The sequence below is a fragment of the Paractinoplanes ovalisporus genome, from assembly GCF_016834655.1.
Lineage (GTDB): Bacteria > Actinomycetota > Actinomycetes > Mycobacteriales > Micromonosporaceae > Actinoplanes > Actinoplanes ovalisporus.
Genome location: NZ_JAENHP010000002.1, coordinates 410,260 through 431,533, shown reverse-complemented (window position 1 = coordinate 431,533; position 21,274 = coordinate 410,260). Strand labels below are relative to the sequence as shown.

The following is a 21,274-nucleotide window of genomic DNA, read 5'->3' as shown; positions in this document are numbered from 1 at the left end:
ATTGTCTGGCAAATCACGCCCGCGAGCCTGTGGACAACCCCGGTTCCGCGCTCCCCGACGGCGTATTTTTGGCCAGCCCCCTGGGAGCGGCGGGGTGGGCCTAGTTGGCGGCGATCATGAGTTGCTGGAGCGGGCCCACAGGTTGATGTTCGACTCGGTGGCGTGCTTGTCGATCTCGGCCAGCTCGTCGGGGGTGAACTTGGTGTTGCCGAGGGCCGCCACGTTGTTCTCCAGCTGCGCCACGCTGCTCGCGCCCAGCACCACCGACGTCATGCGCGGGTCACGCAGCGCCCACGCGATCGCCATCTGGGCCAGCGACTGACCCCGCCGCTGGGCGATCTCGTTCAGGGCCCGGATCTTGGCCAGGTTCTCGTCGTTGAGCCAGTCCGGCGTCAGCGACTTGTCCTCGGTGGCCCGCGACCCCGAGGGGACGCCGTTGAGGTAGCGGTCGGTGAGCATGCCCTGGGCCAGCGGCGAGAACGCGATGCACCCGGCACCGGCGCGGTCGAGCTCGTCCAGCAGTCCGCCCTCGATCCAGCGGTTCAGCATCGAGTACGACGGCTGCGAGATCAGCAGGGGCGTGCCGAGATCGCGGAGGATGGCGGCCGCCTCCGCGGTCTTCTCGGGCGAGTAGGACGAGATGCCCACGTACAGGGCCTTGCCCGCCCGCACGGCGGCGTCGAGCGCGCCCATCGTCTCTTCCAGGGGCGTCTCGGGGTCGTGCCGGTGCGAATAGAAGATGTCGACGTAGTCGAGGCCCATCCGCTTCAGCGACTGGTCGAGCGAGGCGGTCAGGTATTTGCGCGAGCCCCAGTCGCCGTACGGGCCGGGCCACATGTCGTAGCCGGCCTTGGTCGAGATGACCAGCTCGTCCCGGTAGCCGGCGAAGTCGGAGGCCAGGATGCGGCCGAAGTTGGACTCGGCCGAGCCGTAGGGCGGGCCGTAGTTGTTGGCCAGGTCGAAGTGGGTGATGCCGAGATCGAACGCGCGGCGCAGGATGGCCCGCTGCGTCTCCAGCGGCCGGTCGTCGCCGAAGTTGTGCCACAGGCCGAGCGACACGGCCGGCAGCTTGAGGCCGGAGCGCCCGGTGCGGCGATATTCCATGGATGCGTAGCGGTCGTTGTTGGTCACGTTCCCACCCTCGTACGGGAAAGTTGCGAAGTCCAACCGGCCGTTGTTGAGCACGACTCCATATCCCGCCCGACCGGGCCCGCCAATGCGATGATCGGCCACGGTTGTCCGTCAGTTCAGCCGAGCTTCGAGCGGTAGCCACACCACTACGCTGCGCAGCGGGGCTTCAGGTGCGCGGAGGCAACTGATGGTGGAGCGCTACATCGACGCCGCCCGCAGCAACGCGGACGGCTCGCACGAGGCGACATTCTTCCTGGCCGATCACTATGTGGTCTTCGACTACGACCGCAACCGGGTCAACGACGGGGTGCATGCGGTCGCCGGCCTGGGCTTCGGGCTGCCCTTCTCCCCCGTCGGGCCCGACCAGAGCCTCGACGCGGCCCTCAAAGGCCGAGGAGCCCATTCCCGTACGGGGTACCAGTTCCGTGGCTCGCGATACGCCCGGGTCGACCTGACCAGCGGGCTCGGCGATTCCGGGCTGGGTGAGCTGACGGCGTGGGCGCTGCCGGGGACGAACGGCCACGGGGTCGACGCCGCGTTCAACGGGCGGGGGCCGACGCGCGACGGCAAGGCCTACTTCTTCCGGGGCGACCAGTACACCCGCTACGACTGGAAGCTGGAGAAGCCCGATCCGGAGTACCCGCGCCCGATCTCGGCGGTGCCGGGCATGCTCGCGCCGTTCACCGAGAGCCTCGACGCGGCCGTCGACGGCGAGGGGGCGTACGCGAAAGCGGGTTATCTCTTCAAAGGCGGCGACTATCTGCGCGTGAACTGGGATCCGCCCCGCGGCCAGGGCGAACCGCGGGTCGAGGGGCCGGCCCGCAGCATCCAGCAGGGGTGGACCGGCCTGGTCGAACTGCTGCTCGCGGGCAAGGCGAAGGCGCAGGCCCTGGTCTGGACGACCGACGCGACCCGGCATCTCGCGGTGCCGTTCGACCCGCTGTTCGCGACGGCGCTGGCCACCCACTTCCACGTGGCGCCGACGGCCAGCGCGCTCGAGAAGGCGACCGCCATCGCCCTGGTGCAGGCGCAGTTCCAGCGGGTCGTGACGGCGCTGGCCGAGAGCTCGATCCGGTTCCGGTTCCGCACCGCCGAGGAGTCGATGCGGCTCGACCACAACGGCGAGGCCCCGAGCGTCTACTTCTGGGACACCCGGATCAACTTCACGCCCCGCTTCCCCGCCTGCGATCCGTCCGCGCGGGCCGCGTCGGTGCTGCGGGAGACCGTACGGGCCGTCGACCCGTCCGCCGCGACCGTGTCGGCCCACGTTCCGGAGTGGTACGTCTCCGACCCCGAGGCCGACCGGCTGGGTCTGCCCCGGGTCCGCGACGATCCACGCTGGACCGTGCGTTACGACCACTCCTCCACCGCGCGTGCGCTGCACAACCCTTCGGCGTACGCTGCGTTCGCGCGCCACCTTTCGCTCGGGAGGGACAGCCGCAGGCCGTGACCGTCCGCTGGGGAATGCTGTCGACCGCCTGAGCCGCTGAAAATCAAACCGTGGTTTGACGACGAGGCTCGCCGGGGTCGGCACACTGGCCGGGTGAGATTTCGGGTTCTTCTTGGCGTTGCCGCCCTCCTTCTCGCGGTGGTCGGCGGGTTGGTGTTCGCCTATCCGTCGGTCGCGGCGACGACGTGTCCCGGCTGCTACGGGCTGACCCGCGTGACCGACGGCCTCTACAGCGAACGCGACCTCACCGCGGCCCAGAAACAGCAGCTGACGGATCTGGCGGCCGACGCCCGCCGACGGGTCGAGGCGTTCTACGGCGACCGGCGGTCCGACCCGCGTCTGGTCGCCTGTTTCACCGACGGCTGCTACGACCGCATCGGCGGCGGCGGGGAGAAGGGCATCGCGGTACTCAACCGAGCCGTCATGCTCTCGCCGCGCGGGCTCGACTCCGTGATCGCCTCGCACGAGATGGCCCACGTTGAGCTGCACGAGCGCCTCGATGGCGAGGTACCGCAGTGGTTCGACGAGGGGCTCGCCGTCGTGGTGTCGGCCGATCCGCGCTATCTGGGTGCGCGGTGTGACACGCCGTACGAGGGTCCGCTGCCCGAGACGCTGCCCGCCTGGCTCGACGCGGCGGGCACCGACCCTCAGGTGTATTCGCGGGCGGGGTGCCGGGTCCAGCGGTGGCTCGACGCGAACGGCGGACGAAATGCCGTATTGGGCCTCATCGATCACCTGAACGGTGGCGGCGCGTTCCCGGGGTTACGGTGAGGCGATGACGGCACCGTTCCGGGCCGACCACGTCGGCAGCCTGCTCCGCCCCGCCCGCCTGCTCGAGATGCGTGAGCGGCACGCCACCGGCGAGATCGACGCCGAGGAGTTGCGCGCCGCCGAAGACGAGGCGATCCGTGACGTCGTGCGCATGCAACGCGACGTGGGCCTGCGCTCGGCCACCGACGGCGAGTTCCGCCGCACGTCGTGGCACATGGACTTCATCTACCGCCTGGGCGGCGTGCACCCGACCGACGAGAAGATCCAGGTGCACTTCCGCAACGCCGAGGGCGAGATCGACTTCGAGTCGGCGGCGCTCGCCATCGACGAGCCGATCCGCCTGACCGACACCATCTTCGGCGACGACTTCAGCTTCCTCGAGTCCGTCGTCGACCCGTCGGTCACGGCGAAACTGACGATCCCGTCGCCCAGCATGGTCCACTACCGCGGCGGGCGGGCCGCCATCGATCCGCGGGTCTATCCCGACGAGGACCAGTTCTGGGCCGACCTGAGCGGCGCGTACGCCGAGCAGGTGCGCCGGGTGGCCGGGCTGGGCTGCCGCTACCTGCAACTCGACGACACCAGCCTGGCCTACCTCAACGACCCCCGGCAGCGTCATCTGCTGGCCGAGCGGGGCGACGACGCCGAACACCAGCACCTGCGCTACATCCGCCAGATCAACGCGGCGATCGCCGACCGCCCCGCCGGCCTGGCCGTCACCACCCACATGTGCCGCGGCAACTTCCGCTCCTCGTGGACGGCCGAGGGCGGCTACGACTTCGTGGCCGAGGCCCTGTTCAGCGAGCTGGCCGTCGACGGCTTCTTCCTGGAGTACGACGACTCCCGGTCCGGCAACTTCGCCCCGCTGCGCTTCGTGCCGCCGGGCAAGATGGTCGTGCTGGGCCTGGTCACCACGAAGCGCGGCGCCCTCGAGTCGAAGGACGACCTGAAGCGCCGCATCGACGAGGCCGCCCACTACGTGCCGCTGGAACAGCTCTGCCTCTCCCCTCAGTGCGGTTTCTCCTCCACCGTCGAGGGCAACGTCCTGACCTACGACGAGGAGGTCGCCAAGCTGTCCCTCATCGTCGAGACCGCCGCCGAGGTGTGGGGCTAGGCGACGGCCGCGCCACACCCGGGGTCAGAGTGCCGACCGGTCGCGGCTGGCCGGGCGGTCGCGGATCTCGTACTCGCCCTCGCCGATCGGGACCGAGCTGAGCCGCACCCGTTCCTCCCAGCCGGGCGGCCACCGCGTGCCCTCCGACCAGCGGATGCCGACGAGTTCCAGATCGCCGAGGTCGAGCGCGCCCAGGTCGGCGCCGCGGAAGTCGTCGATCTGCGCGCGCAGCCGTAGAACTTCCGGCTCCCTGACCTTGGACAACCCGACGAGCTGCCCGATCAAGAAAGCAGCAGCCACACTCCGGGCGCTCCAGGCGACCCGGTCCCGCGGCTCACCCGGGTCCGGCGCGTTCCCCAGCAGCATGACCAGGTGACCGGTCTCGGTCAGGGCCACGTGCAGCATGCTGACGAGCTCGACCATCACACTCAGCACCCGCCCCAGGACGGCCATCGGGGAGCCGGCCGGGCCACGACGCAAGGCCATCTCGGCCAGGGTTCCCATCCCGCCGACAGCGGCCGTGCGGAGGTCGCGCAAGGGGACAGCGCCGGGCGGATCCTCCTCACCGGCGTAGGCCTCAGCCACCATCTCGTAGACCTGAGCCCGGACGGCCTGGCAGATCTCCATCGCCGAGTTCCCGGCCGCGCGCAGGAGTGCATCGAGTTCCACGACCCCGGGTTCAGCCGGCTTGAGCCCCGCGGTCTCCAGCGCACGCTCGACGGCCACCCGCGCCGGGCCGGCCGCCGCCATCATCGTGCCGAGGGCGGGGAACAGACGGAGATCTTCGACATGGGCGCTCGCCACGGGCAGTTCCCCGGCCATCCAATCGACCAGCCGAGCGGCCTCGTCAAGATGCCAGAGGACCCGGCTCCACCGCCTACTGAACCAGTCGTTCACCGTCGCCGACGGATCGGTGGCCGCCACCAGGTCGGTCAGGTCGGCCGCGAACTGGTGCAGCACGGGCCGGGAGCGCAGGCGGACAGCGGGCTCGACGAGCGCCAGATGGTCCGGCAGCTCAGCAAGCGACACGGCGCCTCCGCTTCCGCGCGGGGAACGACGTGCCGAGGTGATGGCGGCGAGACCACGGTCGAGGTCGAGCGAACCGGCCACCCCGGCCACGAACTCGTCGTGCCGGCGCGTCAGCGTGGCGTCGCGCAGACCGGCGTCGAGGTCGAGGGCGTCGGACAGCGCGCCCGCGAACTCCTCGTGGCGGTCGGCGAGCCAACGGTCGGGATCGGTCATGACCCCTCCTCCAGGTGCTTCTCCACGGCACGCCGGGCCTTGTAGAGATTGGACCGTACGGTCTCCGGCGTCAGCTGCAACTCCACCGCGATCTCGGCCGGCGTGTAGCCGTCGAGGGTCCACGCCAGCACCTGCCGTTGGCGCAGCGGCAGTTGGTCGAGCAGCCGTACGAGGTCGAACTGCTGCTCCCACGCCACGACGTCCGGCACGGTCAGCAGCGACCCGTGCGCCTCTGTCACCGGCTCGTCGTCCACGCTGGCCAGGCGGCGCCCCCACTCACGGGAGGCGACCCGCTTCGTCCACGCCTTCGGGGACGTGATGTCCGGCCACTTCGCGTACGCCTTGATCATGGCGTCCTGGGCGAGGTCGGACGCCTCGGCGAGTTGCGCGCCCTGGTAGCGCAGGAAGGCGACCAGCCTCGGCATGTACGAGCGGTAGAAGTCGTCGAACTCGGCCCGATCGGGCTCGTCGGGCGGCGCCGAGTGCGGCGTGGCCGGCGCGACCCGGTACGCCTCCGGGTCATCCATGCTCGCGCCTTTTCGCCGGGGTCACGGTCAGTCTCGTCCGCCCGTCTTCGAACTCGCCGCCCCCGCTTCGCGAGAGCCGGTGCGCGAGATCGACCAGCAACCGGGCGCGCACCCGCTCGGCGCGCAGCCGCCAGCCTAGGCGAACGCACAAACTCACGGCGGCCCCGATGTGGGCCAGCACCACTATCCACAGTTCGATGTCCATACCTACCTAGAGGGCCCCGGACGGTCCACCGTGAACTCAGGGCAGCCAGAGCTTCAGCAGATCCTCGGTGGCCTCCCACAACTCGCGGCGCCGGCCGGTCATGACGCGCTCGGGCACGGGCCGCACCGCGGTTCCGGGGCCGTAGAAGCCCGGCTCCCGGTCCTCGACGGCCAACGCCACCGGGGTCGCGGCGGCGACGGCGGGTGCGGCCCCGGCGCGTTGCTGCACCGCGTCCAGCACCCGGCGCAGCAGCCCCGGGACGCCGGGCGCGTCGCGGAAGACGCGGGTGGCCACCAGGCCGGGGTCGACGCAGCTCACCTCGAGCTCCGGCGACCGCGCGGCCAGTTCCACGGCGAAGAGGTCGTTGGCGAACTGGGTGCGGCCCGCGATCCGCAGGCCGCGGCCGCCGGCGCGCAGGTTCAGGTCGTCCATCGGGCCGAGCGTGTCGCGATAACGGCCCGCGTTCGCCACCAGCACGACGCGGGCGCCCGGTTTCAGCTGGGCGGCGAGACGCCGTACGAGCAGATAGCGCGACAAATAGTTGAGCGCGAAAGCTCTTTCGAAGCCCTCGGCCGTGTGCGCCGCGCGCAAGGTGAACATTCCGGCACAGCAGACTATGGCCGTCAGCGGCGTCGTCACCTCGTCGCAGGCCCGGGCGGTCTCGCTCATCAGTCGCAGGTCGGCGCGGATCATGCCGCCCCGCCCGATCGTGAGCGCCCGCTCGCCCAGGGCGGCCGCCACCGCGCCGCCGATTCCCGTCGAACCCGTTACCAGCACATCATTCATGCCTCGACGCTAGGAACGGGCGGCGGGACAATCCATGTGTGTCCGTCCCGCAGAGCACACCGGACGTCCTGGCGGCGGTGCTGCGCGAGGTCAGCTTCGCCAGCGCGGCCTACCGGTGGATCGAGATGGGCGCGCCGTTCCGCCTGGTCTTCGACCGGCCGGGGCTGCGCGGCGTGCATCTCGTCGCGAGCGGCCGGTGCGATCTGGTGCTGGCCGACGGATCCGTGACACCGCTCGCGGCCGGCGACACCGTGATCCTGCCGCGCGGCGACGACCATGAGCTGCGCCAGGGGCGGGCCCCCGCCACGTCCGGCTTCGAGCTGGCGTCGCGGTTTCCCGGCGTACGGCTGAAGGGTGGTCACCCGGACGGCGAGAGCACCGCGATCGTCTGTGGCGCGTTCATCGCCGGCGACCCGGGGCATCCGGCGCTGGGAGGGCTGCCGCGGGTGATCCACGTGCCGGGGCGCGACGGGCGGCCGCCGGGTTGGCTGGCGCCGTACGTGGAGGTGCTCCGGCAGGAGGCTTTCGACGCCGGGCCCGGCAGTGACGTGGTGATGGCCCGGCTGTCCGACGCGCTGATCGCCCGGGCGCTGCGCGAGTCGGGCACCGTGACCGACCATCCGGGCTGGCTGGCCGGGTTGCGTGACCCGCATCTGGCCGCCGCGCTGGGTGCCGTGCACGCCGATCCGGCCCACCCGTGGAGCCTGGTCACGCTGGCCGCGACGGCGGGCCTGTCCCGCACAGCGTTCGCGGCCCGCTTCAGCGCGGCGGTGGGCGAGCCACCGATGCGCTACCTGCAGTCGCTGCGCCTGCACCACGCGCGCCGCCTGCTGCGCGACGAGCGGCTGACCGTGGCCGCGGTGGCCGCGCGGGTCGGTTACCGCTCCGACGTGGCCTTCGCCGCCACCTTCCGCCGCGTCGTCGGGGTGCCACCCGCCGAGTGGCGCCGCGCCGCGGCAAGCGAAGTCCGGTGAACAAAGCCGTGAACGGCGGCCGGTGAAGAACGCCGGCGCGCGGCTCTCACCCCGTGCACGCAAAAGCTCCTCTCCGCTCGGACGGTGAGCGGAGAGGAGCCTGAGCGGTTCCCCTACTTGACGGCGCCCGCGGTGAGGCCCGCCTGGATCTGGCGCTGGAAGATGGCGTACACGATGATCATCGGCAGGATCGTGAGGACCAGGGCCGCGAACAGCGTCGACCACTCGGCCTGATAGCCGGCCGACACGCTGATCTGGGCGATGCCCTGGGTGAGCAGCAGTTTCTGGTCGGCGCCGGGGCCGCTCATGATGACCACCGGCAGCAGGTACTGGTTCCACTGGCCGACGATGTTGAAGATCGTGATGCTGACCAGGCCGGAACGGGCCATCGGCATCATGATCTGGAAGAACTTGCGGACGTGCGACGCCCCGTCGACCGTGGCGGCTTCCTCGATCTCGTACGGGAGAGATTTGAAGAAGGCGGCCAGGAAGAAGATCGTGAAGGGCAGCGAGTACGCGATGTAGACGAGGATCAGGCCGGTGAACGATCCGAGCAGGCCGAGGCCCTTGAGGATGTAGAACAGCGGCGCCAGCGCCATGAACGTCGGGAACGCCAGACCCGAGACGAACAGGTAGTAGATGGCCCGGTTGCCGGGGAACTTGTAGCGGGCCAGCACGTACGCCGCCATCGCGCCGAACAGCATGGTGCCGGCCGTGCTGATCAGCACGACGAAGACGCTGTTGAGGAAGTAGCGCCCGATGTGCGCGTCACTCCAGGCGTTGATGTAGGTGTCGAACGAGAACTGGTTGGGCAGCGCGAACGGCTTGCCCAGGAAGATCTCCGTGTTGCTCTTGAACGACGCGAGCAGCACCCACAGCAGCGGGCCGGCCGTGATCACGGCCCAGGCGACCAGGGCCACGTGCGACATGCCGGTGGCGATCTTGAGGTCGCGCTTCTCGTCCGGCCGCCGACCGGCCGAGGAGGTCTTGGTGGCCGGGGGTTTGGTGATGGTGGTCATCGTCTCGCCTCTCGCCGATCAGGCTTCGACGGATTCGCGCCGCGTGGCCGAGAGGGTCACCCAGGCGAAGGTAAGGGTCAGGAAGAAGAGCACCACGCCGAGCGCGGATGCGTAACCGGCCTGCGAGAACTCGAAGGCGTTGCGGTAGATCATGAGGCTGAGCACCGAGGTCGCGCCGTCGGGGCCGCCGCGGTCGACGGTCATGATGTTGACCAGCGCGAACGCGTCGAAGGCGGCGATGCCGAGGTAGACCCAGGCGACCTGGACCGTGTTCCAGAGCAGCGGGATGGTGATCCGGAAGAACAGGGTGACGCGGGTGGCGCCGTCGATCGCGGCCGCCTCGTACACCTCGGTCGGGATGTTGCCCATGCCGGCCGAGAAGAGCACGACGTAGAACCCGACCGCCTGCCAGACCAGCACGACCAGGATGCAGCCCATGGCGTAGCGCTCGTCGGCCAGGAACAGCCACGGCTGCCACGACTCGGGGAACAGGCCGTTGATCATGCCGCTCTTGTCCGGCCCGAACACCCGGCCGAAGATCACCGCGACGATGGCCAGGGCCAGCAGCTGCGGGAAGAAGAAGATGATCCGGTAGACCTTGGAGCCCCAGACGCCCCGGGTCACGCCGCCCTTCTGCCCGCCGCCGACGTTCAGCAGGAACGCGAAGACCAGGGCCAGGACGACCGTGATGATCGGCAGGAAGATCAGCAGGAAGACGTTGTGTTTGATCGACTGCCAGAACAGCGTGTCGTCGAACATCTTGCGGAAGTTGCCCAGGCCGACGAAGTTCTCGACCGGCCCGAGCCCCGACCATTCGTAGACGGACAGGTAGAAGGCCTGGATGTAGGCCCAGACCACAAAGACCGCGTAGATCGCCACCGGCACGACAAGGAAACCGATGATGAAGGGATACTTGCCGTGCCGCATGGCGCTTACCGTCCTACCCTTTTATTGCTAAATGATCAGCTGCGCGTGAACTTGGTGATGGAGGAGTCCTTGGCCACGGCCTGGGAAGCCTTCTCCATGCGGTCGCAGAACTTGGCGGCGTCGTAGTCCTTGAACATCAGGTCGTTGGCGGCCGCGCGGGACTCGTCGTCGAGCTTCTTGTACCAGGTGTCGAACAGGTAGCCCATGAAGACGTCCTTGCCGGCCTTCGTGACCGCGTCGTTGGCGCTGGTCAGTCCGGGCGAGATGGTGACGCCGTCGGAGGCACCCGCCACCACCGTAAGCGACTTCGTGAGCTTCGTGAACTCCAGCGCCGCTTCCTTGCTGAGCATGGTCCGCAGGTACTCCTTGCCGCCCTGCGGGTTCTTGCCCTTGGCCGCCGCGAAGTAGATCTCGCCCGCGGCCGCGTTGATCGCCGTGGCCGGGAGCTGGTCCGACGTGGTGACGCTCGGGTACGGCGCGATGGCGTACTCGAAGCCGGACGGGGTGTCCTTGGCCTGCTCGTTCTCGAGCCAGGAGCCGCAGGGGTAGAACGCGACCTTGTCCTGGTTCTGCTGCAGCTGGACCTCGGTGTGACGCAGGCCGAGGAACGTCTTGTTGATGTAGTTCTTGCCGATCCCGGCCCACGCCTCGGCGGCCTTCTTGACGGCGTCGTTGGTCCAGGCGCCGGCCTTCAGGTTGTCGATGTCCTTGAGGACCTGCTCGGTGCCGATCTTGCCGGCGCTGGTGAGCAGGGCCCGGACCATGTAGTACGACGCGTTGGCGCCCGCGAAGCCGAACGGCGTGATGCCGGCCGCCTTGATCTTGTCGCACAGGGCGGTGAACTCGGCCCAGGTGGTCGGCGGGGTCCAGTTGTTCTTCTTGAACAGGGCCGCGTTGTACCAGAGACCGAAGACCGTGTACGAGTAGTTCACGGCGAACGGCTTGCCGTCGTAGCTGCCCTGCTCGACCGCGCCCGGCACCAGGGTGTCGGCCACGGTCTTGCCCGCGATGTCGAGCGACGGCGCAGCGAACAGGTCGGTCAGGTCGGCCGCCTGGCCCGCCTTGACGATCGCGCCGAAGTCCATCAGCTTCGAGCCCGAGTTGTTGATCATGTCCGGCGGGTTACCGGCGTTGATCCGAGGCTGGATGATCGTCGAGATCTCTTCGGTCTGCGAGTAGGTGACCTTGGCGTCCGGCCACTTCTTGTTGAAGAGCGGGGTGTCGACGTCGGTCGCGTACTTGGTGCCGAGACCACCGTTGAAGATCACGATCTCGACGCCGGCCTTGGGGTCGATGCCCAGCGGGTTGTCCGCGGACTTCGTGCCGGTCGCCTGCTCCTGGGTGTCGTCGTCGGAGCTGCCGACGCACGCGCTGAGCATGCTCACGGCGGGGGTGGCCAGCAGACCGACGGCGGCCGCGCGACGCAGCAGCGTACGGCGGTCCAACTCGGGCTTGGTGAATATGTCGGTCACAGCATCTCCTCAGTGCTTGCTGTTTGTTACTGGTGTTGAGTCCGAATCATCCCTTGACCGCGCCGGCTGTGAGGCCGGTTGCGATGTTGCGCTGGATGATCAGGAAGAAGACCACCACCGGAATCGAGGTGATGATCGCACCGGCCATGAGGGGCCCCCAGGCGGTACCGCGCGTTGTCTGGTTCTGGAGCAGCCAGGCCATCAGGTTCTGCTTCTCCGGACTGTTCAGCGTGTTGATGATGATGAACTCGTTCCAGGCCTGGATGAAGCCGTAGACGCTCGTGGCGACCAGACCGGGGCCGGTCAGCGGCAGGATGATGCGCCAGAACACCTGGGCCCGCGTGCAGCCGTCGATCATCGCGGCCTCGTCGAGCTCCCGGGGGATGCCCGAGATGAAGCCGCGAAGAGTCCAGATGGTGTAGGGCAAGATCAGCACGAGGTAGGTGATGCTCACACCGATCAAACTGTCGGTCAAATCGAACTTCTTGAAACCAAGGTTGACATTCTGCAGCATCAGGAACAGCGGGATGAGCAGGGCCAGGAACGGCACCAGCTGCACCACCAGGACGACCAGGATGATCGCCTTGCGGCCGTAGAACGAGAACCGGGCGATCGCCAGCGCGCCGAGGAAGCCCACCACCAGGGCGCCGGCCACCGCCAGCAGGGTGATGATGACGCCGTTGAGCATGTCCTGGAGGAACAGCGGGGCCTTGAACGCCGAGATGAAGTTGTCGAACGTCGGGTTGGAGGGCCAGAACCCGGGTTCCAGGGCCAGCACCTCGTCGGCCGGCTTGAACGCGGTGTTCAGCACCCAGTAGACCGGGAACAGCATGACCACCGAGAACAGGACGCCGGCCGTGTTGGCCAGGATGGTGCCGCTGCGGCTGCGCCCGACCGTGATCACGCCGTCGTCGACGGCCTTGGACTTGCGGCGCTTGAGCGGGACGGTGGACGCCGGCGTGGGCGTCGCTGCGGGGGCGACCATCAGTCCACCTCTCCGATCCTGAACATCTGCCGGATATAGAAGATCATCACGCCGAGCATGAGCAGCACCGTGATCACCGCGATGGCCGAGCCCAGGCTGTACCGGGCCTGGCCGAAGGCCTGCGTGTAGGAGTACGTCGCGAGCGTCTGGAACTGGGGCTCGGGGTGACCGTCGCGCAGCACCCAGGCCTGTGTGAAGAGACCGAAGTTCCAGATGACGGAGAGCGTCGTGACGATCGTGATCAGCGGCTTCAGGATCGGCAGGATGATGTTGCGCAGCGACTGCCAGGGCGTGGCGCCGTCGACCGTGGCCGCCTCGAGCAGCTCCTTGGGAACCTGGGTCAGGCCGGCGTTGAGCGTGATGGCCAGGAACGGGATGCCCGCCCACACCACCAGCGCGGTGATGACGCTCCAGCCCTGCCACGGGTTCACGAACCAGCTGTGGTTCTGGTAGTTCACCCCGGGCAGCTTGTCGATCAGGTAGTTCACGACGCCGAAGTCGGAGTCGGTCATCCAGCGGAAGATCTGGGCCGCGACGAGCTGGGGCAGGGCCCACACGAACATCATCGCGATGACCATGAACAGCCGGACGCCCCGGGTGACCCGGCGCATCAGCAGCGCGATGCTCAGGCCGCCGATCACGGAGATGAGGACGGAGACGACGGTGAAGGCGACCGTGCGGCCGACCACCGCCCAGAAGACTTCGTCCGTGAGCACCCGGGTGTACTGGTCGAAGCCGACCCACGGGGGCGTGCGCCCGCTGATCAGCTCGCGCAGGCGCATGTTCTGGAAGGACAGGACCAGCATGCGGACCAGCGGGTAGCCCAGCAGGGCGGCGATGAGAACGAGCGCGGGCACGGCGAGCGCCCACGGGACCAGGCCGCTGTTGCGCTTGCGGCGTCGGGGGGCGACGTGACCGGGGACCCGGTTCTGCCGCGGGCCGCCGGGATCGCGGGGCCGTCGGGTCGCCGGGGAGTCGACGACGGACATCGGCGTTTCCCTCTCTAAGGGGGCGGGCGGGCTGCCCGCCCCCTCGCGGAGGCGGGCAGTCCGGCGGATGTCAGCTCTCGTTGAGCGTCGTGTTGATCTGGTCGTCGGCCCACTTGGCGCCGTCGGCCACCGACTTCTTGCCGGTCAGGACGTCGGTCAGCATGGTCTGCAGCACGGCGCCCTTCTCCACGTCGGCCCACTTCTCGGCGTTCGGCGGGAACCAGCTGTTCTTAGCGGCGAGCGCGGCCGGCGCGATCGTCTTGTTGTCCGCGGCGGCCTTGTCGAGCAGCGCGGTCGCGTTCGGCAGCGCGTTGGCCTTGACCAGCCCGGCCATCGAGGTGCTGTCGGTGAACGCCTTGATCCACTGCGCGGCCAGCTCCTTCTGCTGGCTCTTCTCGGTGATGCCGAGGTTCGAGCCACCGAGGAACGACGGGACCTCGGGCATCGGCGCGGCGGCCAGCTTGCCCTTGACCTTGGTCGGGACCAGCGGGGAGTCCGGGTTGTTGGGGTCCTTCTTGGTCTCCTCGGCCGCACCCTGCTCCCAGGCGTTGCCGTAGAACATCGCCGCGGTGCCCTGGGCGAACGTGTTGGCCTGGTCGTTCTCGTTCTTGGTGGGGTCAGCCTTCGAGTACTTCTTGACCATGTCGACCCAGCGCTGCAGGCCCTCGATCGACTGCGGCTGCGAGAGCTGGCCGACCCACTTGTCGCCCTCCTGCTTCGCGATGTCGCCACCGGTCGACTTGACCCAGCTCATCGCGGCGTACCAGTACTGGCCCGGCATGTAGACGGCGCCGAACTTGCTGTTCGCCTTCTCGGCGTTCTGCACCTTCTCGGCGGTGGCCAGGAACTCGTCGTACGACTTGGGAGCCTCGGCGCCGACCTTCTTCAGCAGGTCGGTGCGGTAGATCAGCACGCGGGCACCGGCGTAGTAGGGCACGCAGTAGGTCTTGCCCTCGAAGTCACAGGCGCCCTTGAGGCCCTGCAGCCACGAGTCCGAGTTCTCGTAGTCGGCCGGGTTGACCGCGCCGAACGCGCCCGAGAAGACGTACTTGGGGAACTCGGTGTTGCCCAGCTCGACCACGTCGGGCACGTCGCTGCCGGCCAGGGTGGCGTCGAGCTTGGTGAGGTGGTTGGCCCACTGCTGGTACTCGACGTTGACCGTGGCGCCGGTGGCGTCGGTGAACCGCTTGCTGGCGTCGTCGACAACGTTCTTCCAGGCGCTCTGCGCGTCGACCATCAGCCAGACCTTGAGGGTCTTGCCGGTGCCGTCGACCTTGCCGGAAGCCGAGGTAGTGGGGGCGTCTTCGTCGCTGTTGGAGCCGCAGGCCGCGGCGCCGAGCAGTGTCGCCGCGATGGCCGCGACGGCGGCAATCTTGCGCTTCACGCTTCCTCCTGGGGAGATTTTCTTTATTTGGGGATGATGCGTTTTCAGGTGGTGCTGCCGTCCTTGGCCGCTTTGTGACCGTGTACGGCCTGGGCGGTTCGCTGGAACGCGGCGTGCGAACGTTCGTGGGTCCGCTGCGCTACGGCGACGTAGAGAAGGTCGAGGACGACCAGTTGCGGGTGCCGGGCGCTGAGCGCGTCCGGACGGAAAGTGGTCGCCTGGGTCGCGGTGACCAGAGTGATGTCGGCCAGCTCGGCCAACGGGGAACGCGGGAAGCTGGTGAGGGCGATGGTGGTGGCGCCCCGGCTGCTCGCCTCGGCCAGCAGCTCGATCGTCTCGCCGGTCTCGCCGCTGTGCGAGATGCCGAGCGCGACGTCGCCCGGCCGGGAGAGCGCGGCACTGGCCAGGCCGTTGTGCACGTCGGTCCAGGCCCAGGCCGCCACGCCGATGCGGTGCAGGCTGAACTGCATCTCCTCGCCGACCAGCGCGCTTCCGCTGGCGCCGAAGATGTTCACCCGGGTGGCCGTCGCGATCGCGCCCGCCGCCCGCTCCACCTCGGCGAGGTCGAGCAGCTCGGCCGTGTCGTGCATGGCCTGGGTGTCGGCCGCCATGATCTGGCCGAGAACCCGTTCGAGCGGGTCGCTCGGCTGGATCTCGCGGCCGATGTCGACGGTCCACCCGGCGGAACGCGCCCGCCCGGTCTCCGCCGCGATGCCCAGCCGCAGATCCGCGTAGCCGTCGAAGCCCAGCGCCCGGCAGAACCGGGTGATGGTCGCCGGCGAGGTACCGCTGCGCTCGGCGAGCTCGACGATGGTGGCCCGCGAGGCGGCGGCCGGATCGGTCAGAACCTGCTCGGCGACCCGCCGCAGCGCGCCCGTGAACTCCGGGAGCAGTGAGCGCACGCGGACGAGAACTCCCTGCTGGCTCGCGACGTGCAGGTCCGAGGTGGCCTGGTCGCCACGAACCAGGGAGTCGACCACCGCGGTCACCGCGGCGCCGTCCATCTCCGGCTCGTTCATTGGCCACCCTTTCAGGAAGGAGTGTTTACTGTCGCGGTAAAAGTTCTTACTAACCGCCCCTCCGTGTCAAGGAGTTGGGCGAAGTTTTCAAACCGTTACCTGACCTGCGCCGATGAACGCGTGTTACGCCGTCACCGCTTGACGGCCATCAATCCGGAAATGTTCTTTACGACGTGACCGCCATCACGTGGGAGGATTTGCCCGAGTTTGACATGGGCCGTTAGGTGGAAGGGCACACCTCGATCGGCCCACGCGGCATCGACCCGCCGGGCCATCTCCTGGCGGGTTTGAAACACGGTTTTTACCGGGGAAACAAGATCAAAAAGATTTCCGGGTACGCCGTCGCGGGCCCGTTGTTCCCCGCCGAGCTGCCCGAACGCCTACCCGGCGGTGGCGCGGACCGCTTCCACGAACGCCTCCGAACGGTGCTCGTAGTTGCGGAACTGGCCGTAGCTCGGCGCGGCCGGCGACAGCAGGACCACTCCGCCCTCCGGGGTCAGCTCCCGCGAGAGGCGTACGGCGTCGGCCAGGTCTTCCGCCGGCACGGTCGTGACCCCGTCGAGCCCGGCCAGCGCGCCGAGGATCCGGGGGCCGCTGTCGGGCATGCCGATCACGGTGAGTTCACGGTCGGCCAGGAAGTCCCGCAACACCGTGTAGTCGAGCCCCCGGTCGGTGCCGCCGACGAGCACGGTCAGAGGCTTTCCCGCGTACGCGTCGATGGCGTGCATGGTCGCGTACGGCGACGTGGAGAGCGTGTCGTCGACGAACGTGAGCCCGGACGGGTCGGCGATCTCGGTCAGCCGGTGCGGCAGCCCCTCGAAGGACGCCACCGCGGCCGCCAGCCGGTCCTTCTCCCCCGGCACGTCGACACCCAGGCCGTCGAGCACGGCCAGCGCGACACACAGGTTGCGGCCGTTGTGCGCACCCTTGAGCCGCAGCGCCGACCGCGGGAACAGCGGCTCGTCGGAGCAGAAGACCATCTCGTCCTCGACCCGGAACCGGGAGTCGTCGGCCGCGGCCGGGATCGGCGGGAAACCGTTGGCGTCGGTGACGCCCCGGATCTCGTCGCGCAGACGCTCGTCGGTGCCGTTCACCACGATCATTTCCGGTCCGTGGCGCAGCAGGTTGAGCTTGTCGCGGTAGTACTCCTTCTCGCCGCCGTGCGCGTCGAGATGTTCCGGGAACAGCGACGTCACCACCGCCACCCGGGGCGAGTCGGTGAGGTCGGAGCACTGATAGCTCGACAGCTCCAGCACGTAGAGGGGCGCGTCGGGCAGGTCGAGCAGCGGGACGCCGATGTTGCCGCCGAACACGTTGGGCCGGTCGACCGCCGCCAGCAGATGGCTGATCAGGCTCGACGTCGTGCTCTTGCCCTTGCTGCCGGTGACGCCGATCGTGCGTGCGGCGTGGTCGGCCATCCAGAGGGCGCTACCGCCGGTGACGGGAACGCCGCGCTCGCGCAGCTCCTTCATCCACGGGTGGGTCTGCGGAACACCGGGCGAGCGCACCACGACATCGGCCGTGACCAGGGCCGGGAACGCGTGATCACCGCCCGCGAGGGGGGCCTGGGCGGCCAGCTCGCCCTCCCAGGTGACGGAGAGGAAATTCGCGCTGTCATCGACGGCGATCAACCGCGACGGCCCGTACGGGGAAATGGCCGTCACCGCGGCCCGCCCCTCGCGGCCCGTGCCCCAGACCGCCACGGACCGGCCCTTCAGGTCTGCCAGGCGCACAGTCGTCTCCTCCTCGTCGAGTCGCACTAGTATTGCCCGTCGGCCCTATGACAGGAGTTTCCGGGTGCAGTTCGACGTCATGCGCTTCCCCTCGTACGCGTTCGACCCCTCGACCGGGGTGGCGACGTTCGACTACGTGCTCGACGGCCCCGCACCGCTGCACTTCACCGAGACGATCACCCTGCCGGTCTTCAACGGCCCGGTGCCGGAAGCCCTCGGCCGCGTGCTCGACCTGCTGCACGTGGTGGCCGGGGTCAGCTACTACAAGGTGGGCGCGCCCGCCCGCGTGATCGCGCCCAAGCCGGTCGCGCCCGAGGTGGCCGCGTTCTTCACGGCCGTCTACACCAAGGGCATGGCCGAATACGCCTACCGCAACCAGCTGCCGCACGTCCTCGAACTGTCGGTGGAGGTGCCGGGTTCGCCGGCCCCGGCGCCGGTGGTCGACAACAGCCAGGGACGGCCGCTGTCGGCGGTCGGCGGCGGGAAAGACTCGATCGTCACGCTGGAGATCCTGCGCGCGGCCGGCCTCGACCCGGTGCCGTTCTCGGTCAACCCCAACCCGGTGATCCAGAACGTGAACGCCGCCTCCGGCCTGCCCGCCCTGGCCGCCCGCCGCAAGCTCGACCCGAGCCTGTTCGAGCTGAACAAGGCGGGCGCGCTCAACGGGCACATCCCGGTCACCGCGATCAACTCGCTGATCGCGATCGCCACCGCCGTCTGGCACGGCCTGGGCCCGGTGGTGATGTCCAACGAGCGCTCGGCCTCCGACCCCAACCTGATCTGGAACGGTCACGAGGTCAACCACCAGTGGTCCAAGGGGGTCGAGGCCGAGGGTCTGCTGCGGGCCGCCGTGACCGCCCACGCCGGCCTCACCGAGCCGTACTTCTCGCTGCTGCGCTCACTCTCCGAACTGCACATCGCGCAGCTGTTCGCCCGTCACACCCAGTACGACGACGTGGTGACCAGCTGTAACAAGGCGTTCAAGCTGCACGACCCGACGGCCCGCTGGTGCGGCGACTGCCCGAAGTGCCGTTTCGTCTACCTGGCGATGGCCCCGGCGATGGACCGGGACCGCCTCAACCACATCTTCGGTCACGACCTGTTCGCCGACCTGTCCCAGCTGCCCGGCTTCCTCGAGCTGCTGGGCATCGACGCGCACAAGCCGTTCGAGTGCGTCGGCGAGGTCGAGGAGTCGCTGGTGGCCCTGTCCATGCTGACCGACGACGCGCCCGTCCTGGCCGCGCTGCGCGAAGCCGTCCCGGCCGAGGCGTGGGCAGCCGCTTCCCGCGACGACGTCCTCGCCCCCGGCGGGCCCACGTTCGTCCCGCCCGCCTACGCCAAGGTCCTGACCGACGCCCTCTGACCGGCCGTCTACTCCGGTGGGTCGTGCTGTCTACTCGGGTGGGTCGTGGTGGATGCGCTCCGCGGCCACGCCCAGTTCCTGCAGGGCCAGGCTGGTCGCGGCCAGCATCAGCGGCGGCCCGGCCAGGAAGACCTCGGCGTCCGACCACTCGCCGTAGGCGGCGACGGCGTCGGTGACCAGACCCGACGCGTACGGGCCGGGGTCGCCCTCGGAGACGACCGGCACCACGGTGGCCCGGCGGGCGGCACCGGCGATCGCCGCGATCTCGTCGATGTCGTAGAGCTCGTCCAGGGTGCGGACGCCCCAGAAGAGGACCGCCGACCGGGCGTCGCGGGTGTCGGCCAGCTCGATCAGGAGGGCCTTGAGCGGGGCCACACCGGTGTCACCGGCGATCATCAGCAGGTTGCGGGACGGGTCGGCCGGCAGGGTCATCGCGCCCTCGGCCCGGCTCAGGCGCACGGGGTCACCGACCTGGGTGCCGTGGACCAGCGTGCCGCTCACCCCCGTGGTCGTCTTGGCCCGCACGTGCAGCTCGACCAGGTCGTCGCGGCGGGGCGCGCCGGACAGCGAATAGGGCCGCCAGATCGCGGGCAGGGCCGGCACCTGGATCCTCGCGTACTGCCCCGCGCGGTACGGCATCGGCAGCGAGGGCCGCAGCCGGATCACGGCCAGGTCGGGGCGCCGCAGCTCATGCGAGACGACGGTCGCGTCCCACACCGGGGGTTCGTAGGCCGAGCGGGCGGCGCCGTGCGCGATCCACTCGTACGCGTGCTGCCACGTCGACCGCCAAGCCAGGTCGAAGTCCTGCCGCCACTGGCCCGGCGCCATACCGGCCCGCATCGCCTCGGCCAGCGCCGCCCCCACGAGCTGCAGGTGCCCCGGCTCGACCCCGCACGCGGCCAGCGCCGCCCCGAGCCGCCCGGTCCCCTCGACCAGCAGCGGCGGCCGGTCGAGATGGTGGACGAGCCAGGTCAGCGCCCGCGCGAGCTGCGCCACCTGCGTGTCGGCGCCGCCCGGAATCACCGTGAGCAGCGACGGATGCGCCTGCAGAAGCGCCGCCCGCAGCCGCTCGGCCACCTCGTCGGTCCCGCCCGCGAACGTCAGCGAGGTGCTCAGCAGCCGTTGCGTCTGCAGCAGCAGCGCGTCGTCGGCCGGGTCCATCCCGTCGGCCGAGCCCGCCTGCCCGCGCGCCACCATCGGCGGCATGACGTGCGGCATGTCGAACCCCGGCAGCCGGGGAGCCGGCGTCCGCGCGCCCCGATCGGTCTGCGACTCTCCGTGCAAGAACCCACCCTCTTCCCGTACGCGGTGAGCCCCCGCCCCGCCGCCCAGAGCCCACTCGGGCCGAGCGCCGCCCTCCAGTTCCGGCCGTTCCGCCCGATGCGGATCAGCAAACGGAGCCAAGCCCGCCGGTGGCCGCCGAACCGGAAGCCCGGCGAACTGGTTCCGGTTGGGCCGCCCCACCGCCTCGACGTCCGCGAACCGCCCCTCTTCGTCGGGCGTCGGAAGACCCTTACCCAGCTCCCGCTCCACCTCACCGCCCAGCGCATGCTCCCGGTTTTCACCGCCGGACGCGCCCGAGCCGTCGGCCCGAGCACCGCCACGCGTGTTTTCGCCGAGCACCGGACCGGAGGCCGCGTCGTCGGACGGACCACCGCGAGCGGTCCCGCCGAGTGGCACGCTGCCGGTTGTCGCCGGACCGGACGATGTGCTGCCGGACGCGGCACGTCCCGGGGCGCTGCGGCTTTCGCGCGCGAAGTACGGGCCAGAGCCGGGCTGCGCGGGCTCGCCGCCGGCGTAGTCGCTGGGCGACCAGACTTCGGGCGCTGGAGCCGGCCGGTTCGGATCGATCAGCGGCGTCCACACGGGACGTCGGGGCTCGCTGCCCGAACGCCGGGACACATCGATCGGCGGTAGTTGGGCCGGCCGCAACAGCGGACCGTGGTCGGGAACATCGACTGCTCGCAGAGCGTCCTCGCGCGCGATCACCGGCCGCGCGTTCCCCCGGCGCTCCACAACGGGCGGCTCGTGGACCTCGACCTCGCGGCCGGCCTCATTCGCGCTTACGGCCTTCTTGACCGACGGCGGCACGGGCCGCACCGGACTCCGCTCCCAGAACGAGCGCCCCGGAGTCGTCCGTCCGGCACTTTCCTCGGCTTCGTCAGCCCCCGACACACCCGAGC

19 protein-coding genes are annotated in these 21,274 nt (G+C 69.6%); 5 read left to right on the top strand and 14 right to left on the bottom strand.

The features are described from left to right. Nucleotides 1-114: 114 nt before the first annotated feature. Entirely contained in the window at nucleotides 115-1,104 is a 990-nt protein-coding gene (mgrA, locus tag JIG36_RS08005; protein WP_203375802.1) for an L-glyceraldehyde 3-phosphate reductase, read from the bottom strand. A 214-nt stretch (nucleotides 1,105-1,318) separates the two neighbouring features. On the opposite strand from mgrA, the gene JIG36_RS08000 reads away from it, so the two are divergent. The 3 genes from JIG36_RS08000 (at nucleotide 1,319) to JIG36_RS07990 (ending at nucleotide 4,466) form a co-directional block, all read left to right on the top strand. Further along, entirely contained in the window at nucleotides 1,319-2,581 is a 1,263-nt protein-coding gene (locus tag JIG36_RS08000) for a hemopexin repeat-containing protein (RefSeq protein ID WP_203375393.1), read from the top strand. A gap of 93 nt (nucleotides 2,582-2,674) precedes the next feature. Continuing rightward, nucleotides 2,675-3,352: a hypothetical protein gene (locus tag JIG36_RS07995; RefSeq protein ID WP_203375392.1), complete on the top strand. Its 678-nt coding sequence runs from the start codon at nucleotides 2,675-2,677 to the stop codon at nucleotides 3,350-3,352. A 4-nt stretch (nucleotides 3,353-3,356) separates the two neighbouring features. Further along, on the top strand, nucleotides 3,357-4,466 hold the full coding sequence (locus JIG36_RS07990) for a 5-methyltetrahydropteroyltriglutamate--homocysteine S-methyltransferase (RefSeq protein ID WP_203375391.1): 1,110 nt from the start codon (nucleotides 3,357-3,359) through the stop codon (nucleotides 4,464-4,466). A gap of 24 nt (nucleotides 4,467-4,490) precedes the next feature. On the opposite strand, the gene JIG36_RS07985 is transcribed toward JIG36_RS07990, so the two are convergent. The 4 genes from JIG36_RS07985 to JIG36_RS07970 are packed head-to-tail and all read right to left on the bottom strand — an operon-like array spanning nucleotide 4,491 to nucleotide 7,226. Then, a complete protein-coding gene (locus JIG36_RS07985; RefSeq protein ID WP_203375390.1) occupies nucleotides 4,491-5,708 on the bottom strand; it encodes a hypothetical protein in 1,218 nt (405 codons plus the stop codon). After that, nucleotides 5,705-6,235, bottom strand: coding sequence for an RNA polymerase sigma factor (locus JIG36_RS07980; protein WP_203375389.1), 531 nt, complete (start codon nucleotides 6,233-6,235; stop codon nucleotides 5,705-5,707). Before JIG36_RS07980 ends, JIG36_RS07985 begins: the two co-directional genes overlap by 4 nt. Beyond that, nucleotides 6,228-6,440 carry a hypothetical protein gene (locus JIG36_RS07975; RefSeq protein ID WP_203375388.1) on the bottom strand — a complete coding sequence of 71 codons (213 nt, stop codon included), beginning with the start codon at nucleotides 6,438-6,440 and terminating at the stop codon, nucleotides 6,228-6,230. Before JIG36_RS07975 ends, JIG36_RS07980 begins: the two co-directional genes overlap by 8 nt. 36 nt (nucleotides 6,441-6,476) lie before the next feature. Then, nucleotides 6,477-7,226 carry a Rossmann-fold NAD(P)-binding domain-containing protein gene (locus JIG36_RS07970; RefSeq protein WP_203375387.1) on the bottom strand — a complete coding sequence of 250 codons (750 nt, stop codon included), beginning with the start codon at nucleotides 7,224-7,226 and terminating at the stop codon, nucleotides 6,477-6,479. Nucleotides 7,227-7,264: 38 nt separating this feature from the next. Between JIG36_RS07970 and JIG36_RS07965 the strand changes: the two genes are divergently transcribed. Then, complete coding sequence (locus JIG36_RS07965) at nucleotides 7,265-8,200, top strand: AraC family transcriptional regulator (RefSeq protein WP_203375386.1); 936 nt, start codon at nucleotides 7,265-7,267, stop codon at nucleotides 8,198-8,200. A 113-nt stretch (nucleotides 8,201-8,313) separates the two neighbouring features. Here JIG36_RS07965 and JIG36_RS07960 read toward each other — a convergent pair whose 3' ends face one another. From JIG36_RS07960 to murD, 8 genes are all read right to left on the bottom strand, one after another. Beyond that, entirely contained in the window at nucleotides 8,314-9,219 is a 906-nt protein-coding gene (locus JIG36_RS07960; protein WP_203375385.1) for a carbohydrate ABC transporter permease, read from the bottom strand. Between the two features lie 18 nt (nucleotides 9,220-9,237). Continuing rightward, nucleotides 9,238-10,146, bottom strand: coding sequence for a carbohydrate ABC transporter permease (locus JIG36_RS07955; protein WP_203375384.1), 909 nt, complete (start codon nucleotides 10,144-10,146; stop codon nucleotides 9,238-9,240). Nucleotides 10,147-10,181: 35 nt separating this feature from the next. Beyond that, complete coding sequence (gene ngcE, locus JIG36_RS07950) at nucleotides 10,182-11,618, bottom strand: N-acetylglucosamine/diacetylchitobiose ABC transporter substrate-binding protein (RefSeq protein WP_203375383.1); 1,437 nt, start codon at nucleotides 11,616-11,618, stop codon at nucleotides 10,182-10,184. Between the two features lie 46 nt (nucleotides 11,619-11,664). Next, nucleotides 11,665-12,603: a carbohydrate ABC transporter permease gene (locus JIG36_RS07945; RefSeq protein ID WP_203375382.1), complete on the bottom strand. Its 939-nt coding sequence runs from the start codon at nucleotides 12,601-12,603 to the stop codon at nucleotides 11,665-11,667. After that, on the bottom strand, nucleotides 12,603-13,592 hold the full coding sequence (locus JIG36_RS07940; protein ID WP_203375381.1) for a carbohydrate ABC transporter permease: 990 nt from the start codon (nucleotides 13,590-13,592) through the stop codon (nucleotides 12,603-12,605). Before JIG36_RS07940 ends, JIG36_RS07945 begins: the two co-directional genes overlap by 1 nt. Before the next feature lie 70 nt (nucleotides 13,593-13,662). Continuing rightward, the gene (locus JIG36_RS07935) at nucleotides 13,663-14,976 is read right to left on the bottom strand and encodes an extracellular solute-binding protein (RefSeq protein WP_203375380.1); all 1,314 of its coding nucleotides are present in this window, start codon (nucleotides 14,974-14,976) and stop codon (nucleotides 13,663-13,665) included. Nucleotides 14,977-15,020: 44 nt separating this feature from the next. Further along, complete coding sequence (locus JIG36_RS07930; protein ID WP_203375379.1) at nucleotides 15,021-15,995, bottom strand: MurR/RpiR family transcriptional regulator; 975 nt, start codon at nucleotides 15,993-15,995, stop codon at nucleotides 15,021-15,023. A gap of 380 nt (nucleotides 15,996-16,375) precedes the next feature. Next, nucleotides 16,376-17,728: a UDP-N-acetylmuramoyl-L-alanine--D-glutamate ligase gene (murD, locus tag JIG36_RS07925; protein ID WP_203375378.1), complete on the bottom strand. Its 1,353-nt coding sequence runs from the start codon at nucleotides 17,726-17,728 to the stop codon at nucleotides 16,376-16,378. A 79-nt stretch (nucleotides 17,729-17,807) separates the two neighbouring features. On the opposite strand from murD, the gene JIG36_RS07920 reads away from it, so the two are divergent. Further along, on the top strand, nucleotides 17,808-19,091 hold the full coding sequence (locus JIG36_RS07920; RefSeq protein WP_203375801.1) for a MurL-like N-terminal domain-containing: 1,284 nt from the start codon (nucleotides 17,808-17,810) through the stop codon (nucleotides 19,089-19,091). 30 nt (nucleotides 19,092-19,121) lie between these two features. Here the strand turns inward: JIG36_RS07920 and JIG36_RS07915 are convergent, their stop codons facing one another. Next, complete coding sequence (locus JIG36_RS07915) at nucleotides 19,122-20,375, bottom strand: globin (RefSeq protein WP_236046137.1); 1,254 nt, start codon at nucleotides 20,373-20,375, stop codon at nucleotides 19,122-19,124. Between the last annotated feature and the right edge of the window lie 899 nt (nucleotides 20,376-21,274).